The sequence below is a fragment of the Dactylosporangium sp. CA-052675 genome, from assembly GCF_050947935.1.
Classification (GTDB): domain Bacteria; phylum Actinomycetota; class Actinomycetes; order Mycobacteriales; family Micromonosporaceae; genus Dactylosporangium.
In genome coordinates, this window is record NZ_CP192010.1 from 2,163,807 (window position 1) to 2,184,274 (window position 20,468).

The following is a 20,468-nucleotide window of genomic DNA, read 5'->3' on the forward strand; positions in this document are numbered from 1 at the left end:
GCCGCGAGGCCGTAGCCGGGCGGCGAAAGCGCCTGAGCGCCGCGAAGCCGCGGCCGGGCGGCGAAGGCGCGTGAGGGTCGCGAAGCCGCGGCCAAGGTGGAGCGATGCCGGCGGGGCCGCGCGGTGCGGGGCGCGTCCGGCGCGCGGCGGGGCGAGAACCGTGACGGCCCCGGGCGCGGCCGTGGCCGGAGTATCGTGCGCGCCATGGGCGAATCGGCGCAGTGGTCGCGGGTCGACGACGGCCGCCACACGCTCGACCTGCTCACCGCCAGCTACCGGCGGCACCGCTTCGCGCGCCACTCGCACGCGACCTACGCCATCGGCGTGGTCACCCGCGGCGAGGAGCAGCTGCACTACCGGGGCGAGCTGCTGCGCGCCGGCGTCGGCAGTCTCGCCATCCTCGAGCCGGACGAGCCGCACGACGGGATGGCCGCGCACCCGCAGGGGTGGGCCTATCGCGTGCTGTACCCCAGCGAGGCCCTGCTCTTCGACGGCCGCACCGAGCGCGCCGGGTTCCGTGCCCCCATCGTCACCGACCCGCGCACCGTGCACCTCGTCCGCGCCGCCCACGAGGAGCTGACCGCCGGACGCGACCCGCTCGCCGCGCACTCCCGGCTGGTCTGGGCGTTCGAGGCGGTGATCCAGCGGCACGGGGCGCTGCGGGAGGCGCGGGGCGGCATCCGGGCCTCGGACCCGGCCGCGGCGCGCAAGGTCGCCGCGATCCGCGATCGGCTGCTGGCCGACCTGCGGTGCGCCCCGGGCCTGCGGGAGCTGGCGGAGGGCGTGGCGTTGTCGCCGTACCACATGTTGAGACTCTTCCGCGACGCGACCGGCTTCCCGCCGCACGCCTGGCTCGTGCTGGAGCGGGTGTGCCACGCGCGCCACCTGCTCGCCTCGGGGCGCCCGCCCGCCGACGTCGCCGAGGCCGTGGGCTTCGCCGACCAGGCCCATCTCACGCGCTGGTTCAAGCGGGTGACGGGCGTCACCCCGGCCGCATTCCGCAACAGCGTTCAAGACGCGCACCCGCGCACCGGCGTGAGATCGGGGGCATGAGTCGTCGTGGCTGGTTGCTCTTCAGCGCCATGTGCGTGGTGTGGGGCATCCCGTACCTGCTGATCAAGGTGGCCGTGCGCGAGATCGGCCCGGCCGAGCTCGTCTTCGTGCGCACCGCCCTCGGGGCCGTCCTGCTGCTGCCGATCGCGCTCGCCCGCCGCGAGGTCCGCACGTCCCTGCGCCCGTGGCTGCCCCTGCTCGTCTACACCGTGGTCGAGATCGGCCTGCCCTGGCTGCTGCTCTCCGACGCCGAGCGGCACGTGGACAGCTCGTTCACCGGTCTGGTCATCGCCGGCGTCCCGCTCGTCGCGGCCGTCCTGGCCCGCCTCACGAACCGCGCCGAGCGGCTCACCGCGAGCCGCGCCGGCGGCCTGCTGGTCGGGCTCGCGGGCGTCGCGGTGCTGCTGGGCTTCCACGCGGGCGGGTCCGGGGCGGTGCCGCTGCTCGAGCTCGTAGGCGTCGTCGTCTGCTACGCGGCCGGCCCGCTGATCATCGAGCGGTGGCTCTCGGACGTACCGCGTTACGGCGTCGCCGCCGCCTCCCTCGTCGCCGGCGCGCTGCTGTTCGCGCCCGTGTCGGTGCCGAGGCTGCCCGCCCTCGCCCGCGCCGTGACCCCGGGCCCGGCCCTGGCCGCGCTCGCCCTCGCGGTGATCTGCACGGCGCTCGCGTTCGTCCTGTTCTTCGCGCTCGTCGCGGAGGTCGGCGGCGTCCGCGCCACGGTGATCACGTTCGTCAACCCCGCGGTCGCCGTGCTGCTCGGCGCGCTCGTGCTCGGCGAGGCGGTGACGTGGCTGACCGGGGTGGCGTTCGCGCTGATCCTGGCGGGTTCGATCCTGGCGACCCGGCGCGGCTCGCCCGCCCTGGAACCCGTCGCCGCGCAGTGACACGGCACGGACGGCGCCGCGCAAGAGCCGGACAGGTGAGCACACCTGTCCGGCCTCGGCCAAAGCCGATGCTCAGCCGCGGGCGCGGGCCGTCTCCCGGCGGTTGGCCTTCATGAGCGCCTCGACCAGCTCCGCCTTCGTCATCCGCGAACGCCCCCGGATCTCCAGGCGCCGCGCGAGTTCGAGCAGGTGCTGCTTCGAGGCGTTGGCGTCGACGCCCTCGGCGGTGCGCCGCGGCCGGTTGCGCGCCGCGGCGCCGCGCTGCGCGGCCTGAGCGTCGCTCGGGCCGGCCTCGTCCTTGGGCTCCCAGTGGTCGCCGACCTTCTCGTAGGTGTGCTTGAGCGCCGAGAAGGCCGTGCGGTGCGCGCGCTCGCCGTCGCCGTACTGCTCGGCGGCCGAGTCGTGGGTCTGCTGCCAGGTCGCCTGCGCGTGCTGGTCCGAGCGCCGCAGCGTGGCGGGCAGATCCGAGGAGCGCGGCCTACGGGGAGCCATCGGTCACCAGTCCTTCATCCAGGGCAGCTGGGTGTCCAGCCAGTCGTTGAGCCGGGCCACCTGGTCGACGTCGCTGTCGAGCCAGCTGACCTGGCCGGTCATCGCGAGGATGCCGAAGACCACGGCCGCCCCGCTGATCAGCACGCCCAGCGTGCCGAGCCCGCGGCCGGCCACGTTGGGCCGCACCCCGGCGATGATGCCGCCGAAGGAGAACAGCAGCCCGAGCGCGCCGACGGGGATCGCCCACGGCGCGAGCAGCCCGCTCAGCGCCGCCGCGACGCCCGCGACTCCCACGATGACGCCGAACGTGGCGAGCAGGCTCACCCGCGCGGGGGCCTGGCGGACCGGTACGGGCTCGACCACCGGCTCCGGCGCGGCGACCGTGTCGCGCTCCCGGTCGATCGTGCGGCGCATGGCGGCCGTGTCGCGCTCGCGGTCCATGACCCCGACCGCCGGGATGGTGCCCGTGGTCCGGGCGGTCCCGGGCTCGGTCCGGGGCTCGGTCATCGCCTCGGTACGGTCGTCGATGCCGTCGCCGTCCTTGTCGTGCCGGCGCCCGAGGCGCCACGTGCGCGTCTCGCCGGCCGCCTCGGCGCGGTCGTCCACCCCGTCACGGTCGCGGTCCACGACCGGCCGCTGGGTACGGTCGTCCACGCCGTCACGGTCGCGGTCCATGACCGGTCGCTCGGCGCGGTCGTCGATGCCGTCGCCGTCGCGGTCGGTCGCGCTCCCGCGCCCGCCGAACAGCTGCCCGATGCGTGCCACTGTGTGCTCACCTCCTGCGAAGCGCCCGGTCCGGCACGTCGGGGGGATTCGGCGTGCGGTATGCCGGGCGGATAGCCATCGGCTACCCAGGCCCGCCGGTTTCCAATCGAGGGTGAGCCCGTTTGGGGGGATTTCGCCCGGGTACGTGCACCTTCATGGAAGCCATGCAGCGAGGCAACACGAAGCACGGAGTGGCCCTCGACGAGCGGCTCCGGCGCGAGGACGAGATCGAGGCTCGCCGGGTCGATCCGGAGGGCGAGGGCGACCGCACCGGCGGGGCACCCGTCGGCATGACGCCGGACGAGGTCGAGGGCAGGAGCAACCTCGGACGGTACATCCCGAAGCGCTGCCTCCCCGGAGACCGCGACGCGCTCATCGCCGGCGCGACGGAGCTGGCCGCGCCCGACGAGGTGCTGGACGCACTGCGCATGCTCCCGGCCGGGACGCGGTTCGAGACGGTCAATCAGGTGTGGGCCGCTCTGGGCGGCCGGAACGAGGATCCGGCGCGGCGGCCGTAGCCGGGGCCGGTCCGGGCTGCCGTGGTTCCCGCGGCGGCCCGGAGGGCGGCGACGGGCGAACGGTCCACCAGCGCATGACGCGTTCCTTCGTCGGAGATGGTCGATCCCCGGGGCCCGCACGCCCCGGGGATCGCGTCTGTGGGTGCCCGCCTCAGTCGGCGAGGATGGCGTAGAGCTTGCGCCGGGTCTCGGTGAGGACCTCGAGCGCCTGGGCCCGCTGCTCGCCGGTGCCGTTGAAGCCCACCTGGCGCAGCGCGTCCATGATGCCGAACGCGGCGTCGCGGAACTCCTGGGCCTGCGAGACGTTCTCGTCGCCGTACTCCTGCCAGGGCGCGTTCTGCGCCGCCGTCTCGGCCTCGGGGCGGCCCGTGTCGGTGAGCACGAAGCGCTTGCGGCCCCCGCTCTCCTCGGCGACGATCAGCCCTTCGTCCTCGAGCATCTGCAGCGTGGGGTACACCGACCCCGGGCTCGGCCGCCAGATGCCGCCGGTGCGCTGCTCGAGCTCCTGGATCATCTCGTACCCGTGCATCGGGCGCTCGTGCAGCAGCGCCAGCACCGCGTTGCGCACGTTGGGCCGGCCCCCGCGGGAGCGCCCCCGTCCGTGGGCGTGCCCGTGGCCGCCGCGGCCCCAGCCGCCGCCGCGCCCGCCCTCGGGCGGGAAGGGCGGGATGAAGCTGCCGAACCCGCGCTGCCAGGCCCCCGTGTCGAACATGCCGTGTCGCGACCTCATGTCGCATCCCCCATCTCGTCGAACCGTGTCTTTGATAGTTCGACGATATATCGGGAACCTATCGCCGACAACCCCTCCCGATAGTGACTGCGGCAACGTGGCACGAGATCCGACACGGGGCCTGTCGGGGTATAAATCCGACATGTCGCGGCGCGGAGCGCCCGACATGTCGCACGGCGAGGCCCGCGGCGCGGAGCGCCCGACATGTCGCACGGCGAGGCCCGCGGCGCGGAGCGCCCGACATGTCGCACGGCGAGGCCCGCGGCGCGGAGCGCCCGACATGTCGCACGGCGAGGCCCGCGGCGCGGAGCGCCCGACATGTCGCACGGCGAGGCCCGCGGCGCGGAGCGCCCGACATGTCGCACGGCGAGGCCCGCGACACCGAGGCGCCGCGGGCCGTGCCCCGAGCCGGGGTCAGAGCTCGATGACCGTGCGCAGCACCTCGCCGCGCTCCATCTTGTGGAAGGCGTCCTCGACGTCGCCCAGGCCGCCGGTCTCCGTCACGAACTTGTCCAGCGGCAGGCGGCCCTGCAGGTACAGGTCGACGAGCACGGGGAAGTCGCGGGAGGGCAGGCAGTCGCCGTACCAGCTCGACTTCAGCGCCCCGCCCCGCCCGAAGACCTCCAGGAACGGCAGCGTGAGCTGCATGTCGGGGCGCGGCACGCCGACGAGGACCACGGTGCCGGCCAGGTCGCGGGCGAAGAAGGCCTGCTCGTACACCTGCGGCAGCCCCACCGCCTCCACGACCACGTCGGCGCCGTGGCCGCCGGTCAGGGCCCGGATCGCCTCGACCGGGTCCGTCTCGCGCGAGTTGACCACGTGGGTCGCGCCGAACTCGGTGGCCCAGTCGAGCTTGCGCGCGTCCACGTCCACGCCGATGATCGTCGACGCGCCGGCCAGGCGGGCGCCGGCGATGGCCGCGTTGCCCACCCCGCCGCAGCCGAAGACGGCCACGGAGTCGCCGCGGCCGACGTTGCCGGTGTTGACGGCGGCGCCGATGCCGGCCATGACGCCGCAGCCGAGCAGCCCGGCGACCGTGGCGGGGGCCTGCGGGTCGACCTTCGTGCACTGGCCGGAGGCGACCAGCGTGTGCTTGAGGAACGCGCCGATGCCCAGGGCGGGGGAGAGCGGCGTGCCATCGGCCAGCGTCATCTTCTGCTTGGCGTTGTGGGTGTTGAAGCAGTACCACGGCCGCCCCCGCAGGCACGCGCGGCACTGCCCGCACACGGCGCGCCAGTTGAGGATCACGAAGTCGCCGGGCGCCACGTCCGTCACGCCGGGGCCGACGGACTCCACGACGCCCGCGGCCTCGTGCCCGAGCAGGAACGGGAAGTCGTCGCTGATGCCGCCCTCGCGGTAGTGCAGGTCGGTGTGGCAGACGCCGCAGGCCTGCACCTCGACCCGCGCCTCACCGGGTCCGGGCTCCGGGACGATGATGGTTTCCAAGCTGACCGGCCGGCCCTTGCCGAGGGCGACCACGCCTTGCGTCTCGATAGGCATACCCCAGGTCCTACCATGCCTTGCATGAGTGCGGAGGAACTGCGGCGCGTCGCGAAGGACAGTTTCGGCTGGGAGCGCCTGCGCGAGGAGCAGCTGCGGGCCATGGAGGCGCTCATGGAGGGCCGCGACGCCCTCGCCGTGCTGCCGACCGGTGCGGGCAAGTCCGCCATCTACCAGGTGCCGGCCCCGCTGCTGCCCGGGCCGACGATCGTCGTCTCGCCGCTGCTCGCGCTGCAGCAGGACCAGATCGCCTCGCTGACCGCGCGCAACCAGGAGGAGCTGGTCGCCGTGCGGCTGTCCTCCGCCGAGGGCAAGACCGAGCGCGAGGAGGCGCTGGAGTCGCTGCGCAAGGGCGACGCCGAGTTCGTCTTCCTCACCCCCGAGCAGTTCGCCGACCCGGCCCGCGTCGCGCAGATCAAGGCGCTCAAGCCCAGCCTGGTCGCGGTCGACGAGGCGCACTGCGTCTCCGCGTGGGGCCACGACTTCCGGCCGGACTACCTGCAGCTCGGCCAGTTCATCCGCGAGCTGGGCCGCCCGCCGATCGTGGCGCTGACCGCGACCGCCTCGCCGCCGGTGCGCGAGGACATCATCGAGCGCCTGGGCCTGCGCGACCCGGAGGTCGTGGTCACCGGCCTGGACCGCCCCAACCTGTACCTGGAGTCGGTGCACTGCCCCGACGAGGAGACGCGCCTGCGCCGCCTCATCGCCCGCGTGCAGGAGTCCACCCCGCCCGGCATCGTCTACGCGCCGACCCGCCGCGCCACCGAGGAGCTGGCGGAGCGGCTCGACCGCGAGGGCATCCCGGCCGTCGCCTACCACGGCGGCATGAGCGCCGGCGAGCGCGAGCGGGCGCACGAGGCGTTCCTCGCCGACGAGGTGCCCGTCATGGTGGCCACCACGGCGTTCGGGATGGGCATCGACAAGCCCAACATCCGCTGGGTCAACCACGTCTCGCTGCCGGACTCGCCCGACTCCTACCTGCAGGAGATCGGCCGCGCCGGGCGCGACGGGCAACCGGCGAACGTCCTGCTGCTGCACCGTACCGAGGACACCGGTCTTCGGAAGTTCTTCACCAACGTCTCCGTCGACCGCGAGGAGATCGCCTCGCTCGCGGCCCTGCTGCGGGCCGCGAAGGAGCCGATGACCCGCGACGAGCTCGGGGAGCGCACCGGGCTCGGCGAGCGCCGGCTCGGGCAGCTGCTCGCCCTGCTGGAGGAGGTCGGCGGCGCGCGGATGCTGCACGGGGGCAAGGTGAAGGCGCCGCGCTGGGCGCCGACGCCGGCCAAGGCCGCCGAGCTGGCCGAGGCGCAGGCCGAGCGGCAGCAGACGACGTCGCGCTCGCGGCTGGACATGATGCGCAACTTCGCCGAGACCGAGCAGTGCCGCGGCCGCACGCTGCTGGCCTACTTCGGCGAGCACCTCGAGGGCACCTGCGGGCACTGCGACAACTGCACCGACGGCAGCGCGGCCGCGGGCCTGGCCGCCGCCCAGGACGCGCCGTTCCCCGTCCACGCCGAGGTCCGCCACGGCGAGTGGGGCAAGGGCGTCGTGCTCTCCTACGCCGGCGAGCAGATGACGGTGCTGTTCGAGCAGGTCGGGTACAAGACGCTGTCCGTTCCCGTGGTCAGGCAGCACCGGCTGCTGCGGAAGGCGTAGCGCCGCGCAGCACCCCGCCCGAGGCGGTGAGCACCTCGTCGAGGTCGGCGGCCGGCAGCGGGCGGGAGAAGTGGAAGCCCTGCGCCTGCGGGCAGTCCAGCTGGCGCAGGCGCTCGGCCTGCTCCGGCGTCTCGACCGCCTCGGCGATGGAGGACAGCCGCAGGCTGTTGCCGAGCTCGACGATCGCGCGGGTGAACGCGAGCTCCTCGGCCATCCCGCCGCCCGGCGTGAACGCACGGTCGATCTTGAGGATGTCGACCGGCAGGTGGCGCAGGTAGGCCAGGGAGGAGTACCCGGTCCCGAAGTCGTCCACGGCGACGCGCACGCCCTCGGCCCGCAGCCGGGTCAGCAGCGCCGTCACGTCGTCGGCGCCGGACCCGGCCGGGTGCGGGCCCGAACCGGCGGACACCAGCACGGTCTCGGTGATCTCCATGATCAGCGCCGCCCCGGGCAGCCCGGCGTCGCGCAGCGCCCCGATCACGGTCTGCGCGAAGCCCGCCTCGCGCAGCTGCCGGCCGGAGACGTTCACGGTGACCGCGATGCCGAACCGCTCGTACCACGTGCGCACGTCCCGGCACGCCCGCCGCAGCACCCAGGTGCCGATGGGCACGATCAGGCCGTACTGCTCGGCGACCGGGATGAAGTCCAGCGGCGGCACCGCCACCCCGTCGCGGTTCCAGCGCAGCAGCGCCTCGACCGCGGTCACCCGCCCGGTCGCGAGGTCCACCACCGGCTGGTAGTTGACCGCGAACTCCTCGGCCGCGATGGCCCGGCGCAGGTCGGCGGCGATGCGCAGGTGCTCGGAGCGCTCGCTGGCCAGCCGCTCCTCGTACGCGGCGAGCTGGTTCTTGCCGGCCGCCTTGGCCGCGTACAGGGCCAGGTCGGCGTTGCGCAGCGCCTCCGACGGCGTCGTGGGCGCGGCGAAGAGCAGCGACCCGACGCTCGCGGTGACCGTGAGCTCGCGTTCGTGCGCGGTGACGGGCCGGCCGAGCTCGTCGATGATCCGCCGCCCGGCCGCCGCGACCTGCTCGGCGTCGGCGTCCTCCATGAGCACGGCGAACTCGTCCCCGCCGAGCCGCACCAGCGTGTCCGACACGCGCACGACCCCGACCAGGCGCACCGCGACCTCGATCAGCAGCGCGTCGCCGGCCGGGTGTCCGTAGGAGTCGTTGACGTCCTTGAAGCCGTCGAGGTCCAGCAGCAGCAGGCCGTGCGCGGCGCTGGTACGGGTGAGCGCGTGCTCGAGCCGCTCCTGCAGCAACGCGCGGTTGCCGAGGCCGGTGAGCGCGTCGTGCAGCGCGCGGTGCGTGAGTTGCTGGCGGAGCGTGTCCTGTTCGCGCAGCGCCTCGCCGAGCGCGACGGCGTGGGCGTCGAGCTCGAGCACCCGGCGGTTGGCGAAGCGTACGAGCTGGCTGAGCCGGGCGATGAGCAGCACGGAGGTGACCACGGAGGTGGCCAGCGGGACGATCACCCACCAGCGCGACGGCAGCGGCCGGGCGGCGAGCAGCATCGTGATCGCGACCGCGGGGCCGACGAGGGCCAGCACGGAGTACACGTGGACCCGATGGCGCGGGATGACGTGCTGCGAGCGCTCGGGCCGGCCGGCCGCCCCGGCCATCGAGGGGTGCAGGGCGGCGGTGCCGATGAGGGTGTACGCGCACAGATAGAGCACCGTCGAGAGGCTGTCCCCGCTCGTCCCGCCGGTCCAGGCGACGGCGGTGTAGTAGACCACGTCGCCGGTGATGACCGTGGCCAGCGCGAGCGACACCAGGGTGTGCGCGGGGCTGCGCACGGCCGCGGTGAAGATCATGCGGGCGGTGAGCACGACGAGGATCAGGTCGATCGTGATGTACGTCAGGTGGCTGGCCAGATGCCCGGCGTCCAGGCGCCGCTCGAAGACCAGCGGGTGCACGACGAACGTCCAGGACAGCGCGGCCACCCCGGACGCGACGATGCCGGAGTCGATGAACCGCTCGGCGCGCGGGCGGGCCGGGTCGGGCCGCACCCAGCCCAGGGTGCCCAGGGCCATGAGGAGGTAGGAGGCGAGGAACGGCACGTCCTTCCAGGCCGGGAAGGTGAGCCGGCCCATGAGGACGAGCTGGAACGCGTAGAGCGCCGCGGCGCCCACCGAGCACCACAGCGCGGCGGCGAAGAGGTTCCAGCTGCGCCGCTCGGCCGGGCGGTGGCGGCGCACCCCGGCGCTGACGGCCACGGCGGCCGCGACCCCGACGAGGGTGTAGAGCCCCTGCCGCGCCATGACCGGCAGGAACCCGCCGACGGCGACGGCGCCGAGCCCGAGGGCCGCGTACCAGCGCCAGGCGGCCATCGTTCTCCCTGCGGTTGGGTCTTTTGTCCGTTATGTTCGTCATGGGGTATCGGCTGTGTTCCTATCGGCAGCCGGGGACGCGGACGTGAGGATTCGCGCGGGGGCGCGCGGGTAGGGGGCGGCGATGAAGGTGGCACTGCTCGGGCCGATCGCCTGGCGCACGCCCCCGCGGGCGTACGGTCCGTGGGAGCAGGTCGTCTCCCTGCTGGCCGAGGGCCTGGTCGCCCGCGGCGTGGACGTCACGCTCTTCGCGAGCCTCGACTCCGTCACCGCGGCCCGCCTCGACGGCGTGGTCGAGCACCCGTACAACGAGGACGCCGGCTACGACGGGCGCGTCTGGGAGGCCATCCACATCGCTCGCTGCTTCGAGCGCAGCGGCGAGTTCGACCTGGTGCACAACAACCTCGACTGGCTGCCGCTGGCGATGAGCGCCTTCTGCCGCAGCCCGCTGCTGACCACCGTGCACGGCTTCTGCTCGCCGGCGATCCTGCCCGCGTACCAGCGCGCCCGGTCGGCCTTCGTCTCGATCTCCGACGCCGACCGGGGGCCGGGGCTGGACTACGCCGCCACGATCTACCACGGCATCGACGTGCGTCAGTTCCCGTTCCAGTCGGCGCCGGGGGAGACGCTGGTCGCCTTCGGGCGCATCCACCCGGACAAGGGCACCGCCGAGGCCGTGCGGATCGCCCGCGCGACCGGGCGCCGCCTGCTGATCTGCGGGCCGATCCATGACGAGGTGTACCACCGGCAGGAGGTGCTGCCGCACGTCGACGGCGAGCAGATCGTCTACGGCGGCAACGTCGGGCCGGCGCAGCGCGCCGGGATCCTGGGCTCCGCCGCGGCGCTGCTGCACCCGATCGGGTTCGCCGAGCCGTTCGGGCTCTCGGTGGTCGAGGCGATGGCGTGCGGTACGCCGGTCGTGGCCTATCCGCTCGGCTCGATGCCCGAGATCGTCGACGAGGGGGTCACCGGCTACCTGGCCGCGGACGCCACCGAGGCGGCCGGGGTGCTCGACGACGTGCTGAAGCTGGACCGGGCCCGGGTGCGCGCCCGGGCGCTCGAGCGCTTCTCGGCCGACCGCATGGTGGACGACTATCTGGCGCTCTACCAGCGAATGCTGGGCTGAATCCCTCAAGGGTTCCCGGCGGTGGCCGACCTTCACAGTGTGCGGCGCCCGCGGCTTTCGACGCGGTAACGCGGACGGCTCGGCTCCGGCAGTGACGTGGCAGACTGCCGGAGCCGACGCCTTCGCCGCTCCCGCTTCGCCGCCTTTGCCGCTCCGGCTTCGCCGCCTTTTGCCGCTTCCGCTCCGGCGCCTTTGCCGCTCCGGCTTCGCCGCCTTTTGCCGCTTCCGCTTCGGCGCATTTGCCGCTGCGGCTCCTGCGGCTTCGTGGGTGCGTTCCGGCGTGTGCGGTTGCGGCTTCGGCTCCATTTCCGTGATCGAAAGCTGGCGTTGCGTCACGGGTGTCCCTAAGCTCTGCGGGGCGGAGGGATACTGTGAGTACTGTCGATGTTACCGAGCGGCTCGACCTCGTGGAGCAGCTCATCGTGGGCTGGGACTTCCCGGGCGCCCGGGCCGAGGTCCAGCGCCTGCTCGACGAGCCCGGCCTGTCCGACGACGACCGGCTCACCGCGCGCCGGTTCCTGGCCGAGGTGCTGCGCGAGCTCGGCGAGCTCGACGCCGCCTACGACCTCGCCGAGGCGGTCGCGAGCCAGGCCGAGCGGCGCTACGGCCAGACGGACCCGCGCACGGTGCACGCCGTCGCGGTGCTGGCCGCCGTCCGCCACGACCACGACGAGTGGGACGACGCCGAGCGGCTCTACCACCGCGTGCTCGACAGCGGCGTCGACGAGGACGGCCACGATTCCCTCGCCCGGGCCGTGCGCCTGGCCCGCGTCAACCTGGCCCTGCTCCAGCGCGACCGCGGCGAGACCGCGTCGGCCCTGGCCCTGCTCAACGCCGCGTACGTGATCCACCGGCGGGAGTACGGCGCGGAGGACCTCGACACGATCCGCATCGCGGCGGAGCTGGCGGCGCTGCTGTACGCCACGGGCGACGTGCTGCAGGCGCGCCGGCTGTTCACGCTCGCGCACGCGGCCGCCCGGGCGCGGCTCGGCACCCGGCACCCGTTCACGAAGGCCGTGGAGTGGGAGCTGGCCGCCGTCGAGCCGCCCATGCCCTCGGCGCCCATCTCGATGCCCCCGCCGCCGGTCGTCGTCGACCCGGTCGTGGTCCGCACTTCCACGCCTCCAACCCCCACGTCTCCAACCCCGACGCCTCCCATCCCCCCGCCTCCCGCCCCGGCGCCCCGGGTTCCCCCGCCGGTCGACCCGCCGCCCTGGGTCTCCGCTTCGGCCGATCCGCCGCCCTGGGCGTCCGCGCCGGCCGACCCGGCGCCCTGGGCCTCCGCTTCCGCCGACCCGCCGCCCTGGGCCTCCGCTTCGGCCGACCCGGCGCCCTGGGCCTCCGCTTCGGCCGACCCGGCGCCCTGGGCCTCCGCGCCTCCCGCCCCGGCGCGCCGGGTTCCCGCGCGTCCGGCTCCCGCACGTCCGGCTCCCGCGGCCGGGCAGCCGTCGTCGCTGCGGTCGATGTGGCCGCTGTTATGCCTGGTCGCGCTGCTCGCGGCGGTGTTCGCGGGGCTGCTGGTGTGGCACCACGAGGGCCCGCCGGACCCGTTCTCCGCCTCCGGCCCGACCTCGGCCGCCTCCTCCGCCGCCCCGTTCACCGTCGCCGGCCTGCGCATCGAGGACGGCGGCCGGGAGCTGACCGTCACCTGGGCCGCGCTGCCGGTGAGCGTGGTGATCGCGTTGTCCCGCGCGGGCGGCCCGGCCACCGTCCTCGGCACCCTCCCGCCCGGTACCACCGAGTACGTGGTGCGCGACGTCGACCCCACCGCCGCCTACTGCGTGGTTCTCGGCCCCGTCGACGAGGCGGTCTCGATCACGCCCGCCACGTCAGCGTGCACGGCCGGTCGCGGATAGTTTTCCGACCCGGCGGTGGGCGTAACGCAAGGTTCGCCGGGTATAGTCGCGGCGATGCGGCTTACAGACCGGACCCTCAATCTGCTGCCGGAGCAAGTGGCCTCGCTGCTGCGCAAGCGGCGCGAGACGGTGAAGTTCATCATCGTCGGCGGCTTCTGCTACGTGGTCAGCCTGGTCCTCAACTATGGGCTGCGGCTGACGGTGATGGAGCACAAGCCGGTCACCGCACTGACGATCGCCAATGTCATTGCGACGATCGTCTCGTATTTCCTCAACCGCGAATGGTCGTTCCGCACGCGCGGCGGCCGGCGGCGGCACCACGAGATGCTGCTGTACACCGTGGTGAACGGCATCGGCGTGGCGCTCAACTCGGCGCCGCTGTGGGTGGCGCAGTACATCTTCGGTCTGCACACGCCGAACGTGAGCCCGGCGGTCGAGGAGGCCTCGGACTTCGTGTTCGGCATGGTCATCGGCGTGGCCGTGGCCATGGTGTTCCGCCTGTGGGCCTACCGGGTCTGGGTGTTCCCGCACGACGATGTGCGGCCGGCTCCGAACCGCTACGAGGTCCCGTCGCAGACCGCTTCCGTACCGGCCCCGTCGTCGGACACTTCGAACGCCTGACGCCTGCTGCTCTTTCCCCGCGCGTCCCCTGGGGTCCGGGGTTCTCGTCCTGCCGTTCCGATCTTGCCGCTTCGGTCTCGTGCCTCGATCTCGCGTCTCGATCTCGCGTCTCGATCTCGCGTCTCGATCTCGCGTCTCGGCCTCGCGCTTCGGACTTGTCGTCTCGGCCTTGCGTTTCGGTTTTGCCGCTTCGGTCTTGCGCTCCGGTTTTGCCGTTTCGCCTCGCGCTTCGGTTTTTGCCGCTTCGGTCAGAAGACGATGTGATCGCTGTCCGGCTCGGCGGGGGCGCCCAGCATCTCGTGGACACCCGCGATGCGCAGTTGCCGGTGCACGAACGGACTGGCCCGCCACACCACCACGCGAACCCCTTCGGCCCCGGCCTCCCGCTGCGCCGCGACGAGGGCCCCGACGGCCGCCGAGTCCAGGAACGTCACCAGCCCGAGATCCACGCGCAGCGAGCTGGGCCGCCGGTCGGTAGCGGCCGACACGATTTCCTGACGCAGCGTGGCCGCATTGCTGTGGTCGATCTCGCCCCGGACGGAGAGTACGGTCGATCCGTCCATCACGACGTTGATCGTCACCGACATACTCATGGCGCACCCCAGCTTGTCACGCGATCAGCATAAAAGCACTGCGGGTCATGCGCAGCGGGCGGCAGGCCAAGGTTCACCGGTGCGAGCGTCGATGGCCGCGAAATTCTTCCGTAGCCGTGCGTGACCATGCACGCAGCGTGTTCATCCGCACGACTGCGGCGTGCTCATCGTCGGCACGGACCTGCGCCGGCCTGGCCTGCAGCGTTCCTACCTTCGGCGTGGATCGACGCCTGTCTCCGGCGTGGATCCGTGTCTGTTTCCCGGCGTGACCCGTGCCTGTTTCCCGGCGTGGGCCCGCGCCTGTCCGGTTCCACCCGGGCGGCCCTGCCGGCTTTCGCGCGGGTCAGAACTTCGGCTTCGGCGGTTCCCCCGGGATGTGGTCCGGGCAGTGCAGCCGCAGCTCGCGATACCCGAACGGCGCATCGACGAACCAGCAGTGATGCGGCGTGGGCGTACCGGGATGGCGATACCCGTCGAAGAACCGGCACGACAGACACATCCGCGTGACGGGGATGCTGCCCTGCTGCTGCAACAGCCCGATCTTCGCCGTGACGATGCGCAGCAGCCGGGCCTGCTGGCCGTCGCTCAACCCCTCGACCTCGCCCAGCAGCTGATCGGCCCAGTTGGCCGGCGCCGGCGTGGTGGACAACCCTCGATCGGTGGCGGCCACGCGCATGTCCCGAGCCGCGTACGAGGGCGCCGGCCGCATCTCGACCAGCCCGTCCGCGATGAGCGGCGAGAGCAACGCCATCGTGGCGGCCACGGTGGCACCGAGGTCCCCGGCGAGGTCGGACAGCCGGTACTCCCGGTCCCGCCGCCCGAGCAGCAACATCACCTGCCGATGGGCGGGCGGCAACCCGTGCGCGGGCTCAGGCCCGTCGACGGGGGCCATGACAGCGACCCGGACCAAACCGGCGACGAGCTTCTGGGCCTGCGCTTCCATCGGCACTGGGCAACCTCCAACATGCAGCACCCTAGTCCCGCACGTCGATCCATGGGAACGAGACGCATGAAAATGTCACGCGGCGACCTCGCACTCGCCGACACGCTCACTGACACGGTGGCGCACCCGTGACGGTGACTCTCCCCGGTCGCCCGCCCGGCACCCCGCCGAAGCCGCACGGCCACGCACCCGGCGGTCGCTGATCGCCAGGCCTTCGCGACTGGCGCTGCCGTTCGGTCGCGGGTAGCCCGCACCCACCAGCGGCCGCAGGCGCCCCTTTGGTGGTCATGTCACTCTCCCCGCCGGCGACCGGAGGCGCCCCTGGTTCCCCCCAATCGATGGCCGGAGGTGCCCCCCGGTTACCCGGCCATCACGCACAACCACATGCGCGATCGCGCAATCCGTCATCCGCGTGACCCGGACCCTCTCCTTGCGCGACCACCCACAACCACATGCGCGAACGCGCAATCCCTCTTCCGCGTGACCCCGAACCCGAAAAATCCGATTTTCCCGAAACGTCGGACCAAAAAGCGTAGGCTCTGCGCACCAGGCAAGGTGCAACGGGGGTCACGAATGCGTGCAGGACGGATGGTTGCGTCAGCGGCGGTGCTGCTGGCGGCGGTCGGCGCGGGAGAGGCGGCGGCGCCCGCAAGCGCGCTCGCGGTCCCCGAGGCGCAGAACGCGAAAACGATCCGACTGGTGCTGACCGTGGCCAAGGGCGAATCGACCAAGCCCGCCCAGCGCCGCGCGTCGCTGACCTGCCAGCCCGCCGGGGGCAGCCACCGCCAGGCTCGCACCGCTTGTCAGCAGCTCGCCAAGGTGGGCGGCCGGATCGACAAGCTCCAGAGCGACGGCAGCATGTGCATGATGCTGTGGGACCCGGTGACGGTGACCGCGAACGGCACGTGGAAGGGCCGCAAGGTCGCCTACACCCACACCTTCAGCAACGCCTGCACGCTGAGCACAACGACGGGCTCCGTCTTCAGCCTCTGAGTCGCGCCACCACAGCCACCGCGTCCGTCCGGCCCCGCGTCCGTCCGGCCCCGCCTCCGGCCCGCCCCGCGTGTGGTCGGCGTCGCGCCCGGTCGGCGTCGCGCCCAGCTGGCCTCGCGCCCGGTTGTCGGCTTCGCGCCCGGCTGGCGTTGCGCCCGGTCGGCGTCGCGCCCAGCTGGCCTCGCGCCCGGTCGGCCTCGCGCCCGGCCGAGTGCGTCGGACCAGAGCGCTCACAATGACGACACGGTCCTGAACCCAGCACTGTTGCGCACACGCATCCTGCGCACACAGCGGCACGCCATTCCCACCGCGCATCCGCGCGATTCGCACTGCGCACTCGTGCAGCACCGCGTGCCATGCACTCAGCCTGCGCATTCGCGCACTCGGGCCGCGCATTCGCGCAGCGCCGCCCGCGACGCACTCGCCCTGCCGTGAGACTCGCACTCAGCCCTTGAAGACGCCCAGCTGCTTGAAATCATGGTTCGGGAAGATCGCCGCCGAGTCGCCGACACCGAAGCGCTTCTTCAGCATCTCGGCCAGGATGTCGCGGTAGTCGTTCGCGCCGGCTACGTCGCCCTGGTCCAGGGAGGACGGGGACAGGCCCGGCCAGTTGCCGTGGACCTTGCCGCCGTTGAGACCGCCGCCGAAGAGCAGCATCGCGTTGCCGTGTCCGTGGTCGACACCCACGTTGCCGTTCTCCTGCACGCGCCGGCCGAACTCGCTCATCGTGATGATGGTCGTGTTGTCCAGCAGCGGCCCGATGTCGGTGCAGAACGCGCCGATCGCGTCGGACAGGTTCGTCAGCGAGTTCTTCATGTCGCCGCCGTCGACGCGGCCCAGGTTGGTGTGCATGTCCCACCCGCCGACGTCCAGCGCCGCGATGCGCAGGCCGACGTTCGCCTTGAGCAGTTGAGCGATGTCGCGCAGGCGGTCGGCCAGGCCGCCGCCCGGGTACTGGACACCTTCCGCCGGCCGGTACTGCGTGTTCGCAAGCTTCTGCGCCGTCGAGATCGCCTGCAGCGTCGAGCCTGCCGTCCCCGCCAGCGGATGATCCAGCCCGGTGTACAGCGTCTTGAGCGCGTCCATCGTCTGCGTGCGCATGTTGTCGTTGTCGATGCGGAAGTCGCGCATGCCGTTGAGCACGATCGCCTGCTCACCGCCGACAAGTGAGCGCGGCAGCGCCGAACCCTGCGCGATCGCGCGGAAGGTGGTGCCCGGGCCCATCTGCGCGAGCACCCGGTCGAGCCAGCCGGTGCGGACCGCGACCGAGGCGGCCCCGCGCTCGAGAGCGTCCTGGGCCTGGAAGTGACTGCGCGAGGCGTCCGGCGAGGCGACCGCGTGTACCGCCGCCATCTTCCCCGCGTCCCAGAGCGGATACAACGAGGTCATCGCCGGATTGAGCCCGAACCCGCGCCCGGCCGCCTTCATCGACGCCATCGGTACCGCGATGTTCGGCCGCATCTGCCGATAGTTCGCGTCATCGCCGGGCGCCACGACCGACAGGCCGTCCATGCCGCCGCGCAGGAAGATGACGATGAGCGTGTTCTTGTTGTCCTCGGGCGCGGCGAACGACACCCGGCTGGTCACCAGCTGCGTGCCGAGCGCGGCCACGCCGACGAAGCCCGCGCCCTGCACGAGCCGGCGCCGCGTGAAGCCCTTGCTCCACTTGTCGCGCTCGGCCGCGAGCTCGTCGGTGACCTTCTCGGCGTGGACCCGAATGGCCGCCTCGCACAGGTTCGGCCCATGGCGATGCAGCTCTTCAAGGCTCTTCGGCCGCCGCTCGCCATCGGGCAGTGAGCGATCGTGCAGTGCGCCACTCCAAGATGAGCGCTCGTGCGGCGAACGCTCACGAAACGCGTGATCGTCCAAAGCGTCACCGCGACCTGAGCGATCGTGCATCGAACGCTCAGAGAACGCGCGATCGCGCGAAGCGCCATCACCAAGTGAACGTTCATGCAGAGAACGCTCAGAAGACCCGCGACCGCGCGAAGCGTCACCACGAAGTGAGCGTTCGCGCAGCGAGCGACTACGAGACGAACCGTCGACCCCCGAGCCCGACCCGTTGACGCCCGACCCGTTGCCGCCCGACCCGTCGAGGCCCGAGCCGCCGCCGCCCGACCCGTCGAGGCGCGACCCGTTGACGTCCGGGCCGTTGACGCGCGACCCGTCGAGGCCCGAGCCGTCGACGCCCGAGCCGAATCCAGCCGAAGCGAATCCCGCCGAGACCGAACTAGCCGAAGCCGCGCCCTCAGCAACGAATCCGCCAGAGGCGGAGCCGTCAACAGAAGATCCGTCAGAAGCGGAGCCGTCAGAAAAAGAGCTCATGGGCCTCACCGCAGCGCGTGGTAGACGGAGTCAAGAATCAACGGCGCAAGCAGGGGCAACTTACCGCCGAGGTTGTTGTCGGTAATCCGAGCATCAGCCTTGGACCCGAGGAACTTGATGAGCGCGTCCTTCTCACCAGCCTGCATCGGCTGAAACACGAGCCGGTTCGCGAGCACATCAAGATACGTCCCGAGCGTCGCCGCCGGCTGCGCGACAAGACTGTCCGCCCTCGGGTTGTTCAGACCCTTCCACTGCTGCTGCACAAACGCGCGATGCGCATTCCACGTCTCCAGCATCCCCGCCGCCGAGCTCCACGCCGTAGCCACGTCCGGATACCCGTCCGGCGGCCCCCAGCCCAGCGGCGGCTGCCCGAGCTTGCTGGTGAAGTTGTAGAGGTCATCGAGGGCCTTGGCGGTGTCCGAGCCCGGTGCGGTACCGACGACACGCCCCGTGGCGATGAAGTTCTCGAGCGGACGGCGCGTCTTGAGCCCAGTCGCGATCCAGAACTCCAGCGACCGGAACAGCACCTTCAGCACCGGCACGATGGCCGAGCCGCTTTCCTGGTACGTCTTCGCCAGCCGATCCACCAGCCCCTGCGGCGGCGTGTCGCACACAAACCGCACACACAGCTTGCGCGCCACGTACCGCGCCGTCGACGGGTGTGTCGCGAGGTACAGCAGGTAGGCGTCCCCGACCGCGAGCCCGTCCTTGGCGGACTTGTTGGCGTGCTGGAACCCCAGCACCTTCACGGCCCCGGTCCAGTGTTTGTTGCCGTCGTACTTGAACGTCCCGTCCCGCGTCGCCGTGCGCCCGGTCATGAGGTAGGCCGAGTTGCGCACGTCCTTCTCGTTGTACCCGCCGTCGATGCCGACCGTGTGCAGCTCCAGCAGCTCGCGGCCGTAGTTCTCGTTGACGTTGCGCTTGTCCGAGGAGGTGTTGTCGAGGTACCGCATCATCGCCGGGTCCCGGGCCGACGCGATGAGCATGTCGGAGAACCTGCCCAGGGCGTGCTTGCGGATCACGCCGGTGTCGTAGGGCCCGCGCACGTCCCAGCCGCCGTCGAACGGGCTCGTGACGTTGAGGTGGTTGTTCCAGAAGTCGACCATCACCTCGAACAGCTGGCGGCTGCTCCACATCTGCCGCGCGATGACGGCCCGTGTGAGCTCCATCATCGGCTTGTTGTCGCCGTCCTTGACCGTCGAGCGGATCTCCGCCGTGGTCATGGTCGCGGTCGGCACGGCCTTGAGCGCGGCGTCGGCGACCGGGTCGTCGATCTTGTCCGGCTCCAGCTGCTGGTCGATCCAGGCGTCGATGCCGATCTGCTTGACCAGCGCCACGTCACCCGGGGTCGGGCCGAAGGTGGCGCGGCGCAGCAGGTGCAGCACCGGGTCCCGGTTCAGCGGGGTCGGGAAGCGTGGCGTGGCCCGCATCGCGGCGACGGCGGCGGCCGACGGCGTGTCGGCGACGCCCGACGCGCCGAGGTCGTTCAGGTCTCCCTGTCCGCTTGTGTAGCTCGCGTCGCGGTTGGAGAACGAGCCCGCGTCGCGGGGCGAGACGTTGCCGCCGCCGCTGCCGGTCTTGACGAAGTCGTCGGGGTCGGCGGACGGCTGGCCGAACACGGCCGCGGCTCCGGTCCCGAGCGCCCCGAGCGCGATGGCGCCGCCGCCGAGCGCCATGAGCGCCTGGCGCCGGTTGCGGGTCAGTTCGTGCAGTGCGGGCCGGCCGGTGCGCATCCACGCGGGCGCGGGGCCGCCGGCCTTCCGCCTCGGCGCGTCGTGCGCCACCTGCTCGTCCGGCTTCTGCTGCAGGATGCGGGGCACCGGGAACTCGCCCGTGAAGTCGGAGAAGAACGCGCCCTTGACCTTCTTGGGCGCGTCACCCGGCTCGTCGTCCGGGAAGAGCCGCTCTGGCACGTTAGCGAATCTAGTGAGCCGCTGATCGGGCCTCAAGCCGCGTTGTGCGAGGACGCCTCAACTTTGCCTTTCTTCTTGCTTAAGTGTGTCGCCTTCCTCGTGAATGAGGGCAAACCCGGCGTTCACTCAAAGTCATCTCTTCCGTACCGACTGCTAGGAGTGATACGCATAAGT

17 protein-coding genes are annotated in these 20,468 nt (G+C 72.3%); 8 read left to right on the forward strand and 9 right to left on the reverse strand.

Going from position 1 to position 20,468, the window contains the following annotated elements; all coding sequences use genetic code 11:
* Positions 1 to 204: 204 nt before the first annotated feature.
* Positions 205 to 1,053: an AraC family ligand binding domain-containing protein gene (locus ACQP1P_RS09740; RefSeq protein WP_433085156.1), complete on the forward strand. Its 849-nt coding sequence runs from the start codon at positions 205 to 207 to the stop codon at positions 1,051 to 1,053.
* Positions 1,050 to 1,937: a DMT family transporter gene (locus ACQP1P_RS09745; RefSeq protein WP_433085158.1), complete on the forward strand. Its 888-nt coding sequence runs from the start codon at positions 1,050 to 1,052 to the stop codon at positions 1,935 to 1,937. The genes ACQP1P_RS09740 and ACQP1P_RS09745 overlap by 4 nt, the downstream gene beginning before the upstream one ends.
* A 72-nt stretch (positions 1,938 to 2,009) precedes the next feature.
* Here ACQP1P_RS09745 and ACQP1P_RS09750 read toward each other — a convergent pair whose 3' ends face one another.
* Together ACQP1P_RS09750 and ACQP1P_RS09755 are read right to left on the reverse strand one after the other, a co-directional pair.
* A complete protein-coding gene (locus tag ACQP1P_RS09750; RefSeq protein WP_433085160.1) occupies positions 2,010 to 2,429 on the reverse strand; it encodes a ChaB family protein in 420 nt (139 codons plus the stop codon).
* Positions 2,430 to 2,432: 3 nt separating this feature from the next.
* Positions 2,433 to 3,194 (reverse strand): hypothetical protein, encoded by a 762-nt coding sequence (locus ACQP1P_RS09755; RefSeq protein WP_433085162.1) that lies wholly within the window; start codon positions 3,192 to 3,194, stop codon positions 2,433 to 2,435.
* 164 nt (positions 3,195 to 3,358) lie between these two features.
* Here ACQP1P_RS09755 and ACQP1P_RS09760 point away from each other — a divergent pair, with 164 nt between their 5' ends.
* Positions 3,359 to 3,712 carry a DUF2795 domain-containing protein gene (locus tag ACQP1P_RS09760; RefSeq protein WP_433085163.1) on the forward strand — a complete coding sequence of 118 codons (354 nt, stop codon included), beginning with the start codon at positions 3,359 to 3,361 and terminating at the stop codon, positions 3,710 to 3,712.
* Positions 3,713 to 3,863: 151 nt separating this feature from the next.
* Here the strand turns inward: ACQP1P_RS09760 and ACQP1P_RS09765 are convergent, their stop codons facing one another.
* Complete coding sequence (locus ACQP1P_RS09765; RefSeq protein WP_433085165.1) at positions 3,864 to 4,442, reverse strand: PadR family transcriptional regulator; 579 nt, start codon at positions 4,440 to 4,442, stop codon at positions 3,864 to 3,866.
* Positions 4,443 to 4,856: 414 nt separating this feature from the next.
* Positions 4,857 to 5,942, reverse strand: a complete 1,086-nt coding sequence (locus tag ACQP1P_RS09770; protein ID WP_433085167.1) for an S-(hydroxymethyl)mycothiol dehydrogenase — start codon at positions 5,940 to 5,942, stop codon at positions 4,857 to 4,859.
* Between the two features lie 24 nt (positions 5,943 to 5,966).
* On the opposite strand from ACQP1P_RS09770, the gene ACQP1P_RS09775 reads away from it, so the two are divergent.
* A complete protein-coding gene (locus ACQP1P_RS09775) occupies positions 5,967 to 7,598 on the forward strand; it encodes a RecQ family ATP-dependent DNA helicase (RefSeq protein WP_433085169.1) in 1,632 nt (543 codons plus the stop codon).
* Here the strand turns inward: ACQP1P_RS09775 and ACQP1P_RS09780 are convergent.
* Positions 7,567 to 9,924 carry a putative bifunctional diguanylate cyclase/phosphodiesterase gene (locus ACQP1P_RS09780; RefSeq protein WP_433085171.1) on the reverse strand — a complete coding sequence of 786 codons (2,358 nt, stop codon included), beginning with the start codon at positions 9,922 to 9,924 and terminating at the stop codon, positions 7,567 to 7,569. The genes ACQP1P_RS09775 and ACQP1P_RS09780 overlap by 32 nt on opposite strands.
* Before the next feature lie 124 nt (positions 9,925 to 10,048).
* Here ACQP1P_RS09780 and ACQP1P_RS09785 point away from each other — a divergent pair, with 124 nt between their 5' ends.
* The 3 genes from ACQP1P_RS09785 (at position 10,049) to ACQP1P_RS09795 (ending at position 13,527) form a co-directional block, all read left to right on the forward strand.
* Positions 10,049 to 11,050 carry a glycosyltransferase family 4 protein gene (locus ACQP1P_RS09785; protein ID WP_433085173.1) on the forward strand — a complete coding sequence of 334 codons (1,002 nt, stop codon included), beginning with the start codon at positions 10,049 to 10,051 and terminating at the stop codon, positions 11,048 to 11,050.
* 371 nt (positions 11,051 to 11,421) lie between these two features.
* Positions 11,422 to 12,906 (forward strand): hypothetical protein, encoded by a 1,485-nt coding sequence (locus tag ACQP1P_RS09790; protein ID WP_433085175.1) that lies wholly within the window; start codon positions 11,422 to 11,424, stop codon positions 12,904 to 12,906.
* Between the two features lie 15 nt (positions 12,907 to 12,921).
* Entirely contained in the window at positions 12,922 to 13,527 is a 606-nt protein-coding gene (locus tag ACQP1P_RS09795) for a GtrA family protein (RefSeq protein WP_433085177.1), read from the forward strand.
* 248 nt (positions 13,528 to 13,775) lie between these two features.
* On the opposite strand, the gene ACQP1P_RS09800 is transcribed toward ACQP1P_RS09795, so the two are convergent.
* Both ACQP1P_RS09800 and ACQP1P_RS09805 read right to left on the reverse strand, forming a co-directional pair.
* Positions 13,776 to 14,108, reverse strand: a complete 333-nt coding sequence (locus ACQP1P_RS09800; protein ID WP_433085179.1) for an STAS domain-containing protein — start codon at positions 14,106 to 14,108, stop codon at positions 13,776 to 13,778.
* A 355-nt stretch (positions 14,109 to 14,463) separates the two neighbouring features.
* A complete protein-coding gene (locus ACQP1P_RS09805; protein WP_433085181.1) occupies positions 14,464 to 15,069 on the reverse strand; it encodes a hypothetical protein in 606 nt (201 codons plus the stop codon).
* 600 nt (positions 15,070 to 15,669) lie between these two features.
* On the opposite strand from ACQP1P_RS09805, the gene ACQP1P_RS09810 reads away from it, so the two are divergent.
* Positions 15,670 to 16,056, forward strand: coding sequence for a subtilase-type protease inhibitor (locus tag ACQP1P_RS09810; protein WP_433085183.1), 387 nt, complete (start codon positions 15,670 to 15,672; stop codon positions 16,054 to 16,056).
* Positions 16,057 to 16,500: 444 nt separating this feature from the next.
* Here ACQP1P_RS09810 and ACQP1P_RS09815 read toward each other — a convergent pair whose 3' ends face one another.
* Together ACQP1P_RS09815 and ACQP1P_RS09820 are read right to left on the reverse strand one after the other, a co-directional pair.
* On the reverse strand, positions 16,501 to 18,381 hold the full coding sequence (locus tag ACQP1P_RS09815; protein WP_433085185.1) for a DUF1501 domain-containing protein: 1,881 nt from the start codon (positions 18,379 to 18,381) through the stop codon (positions 16,501 to 16,503).
* A 5-nt stretch (positions 18,382 to 18,386) separates the two neighbouring features.
* A complete protein-coding gene (locus ACQP1P_RS09820) occupies positions 18,387 to 20,294 on the reverse strand; it encodes a DUF1800 domain-containing protein (protein WP_433085187.1) in 1,908 nt (635 codons plus the stop codon).
* Between the last annotated feature and the right edge of the window lie 174 nt (positions 20,295 to 20,468).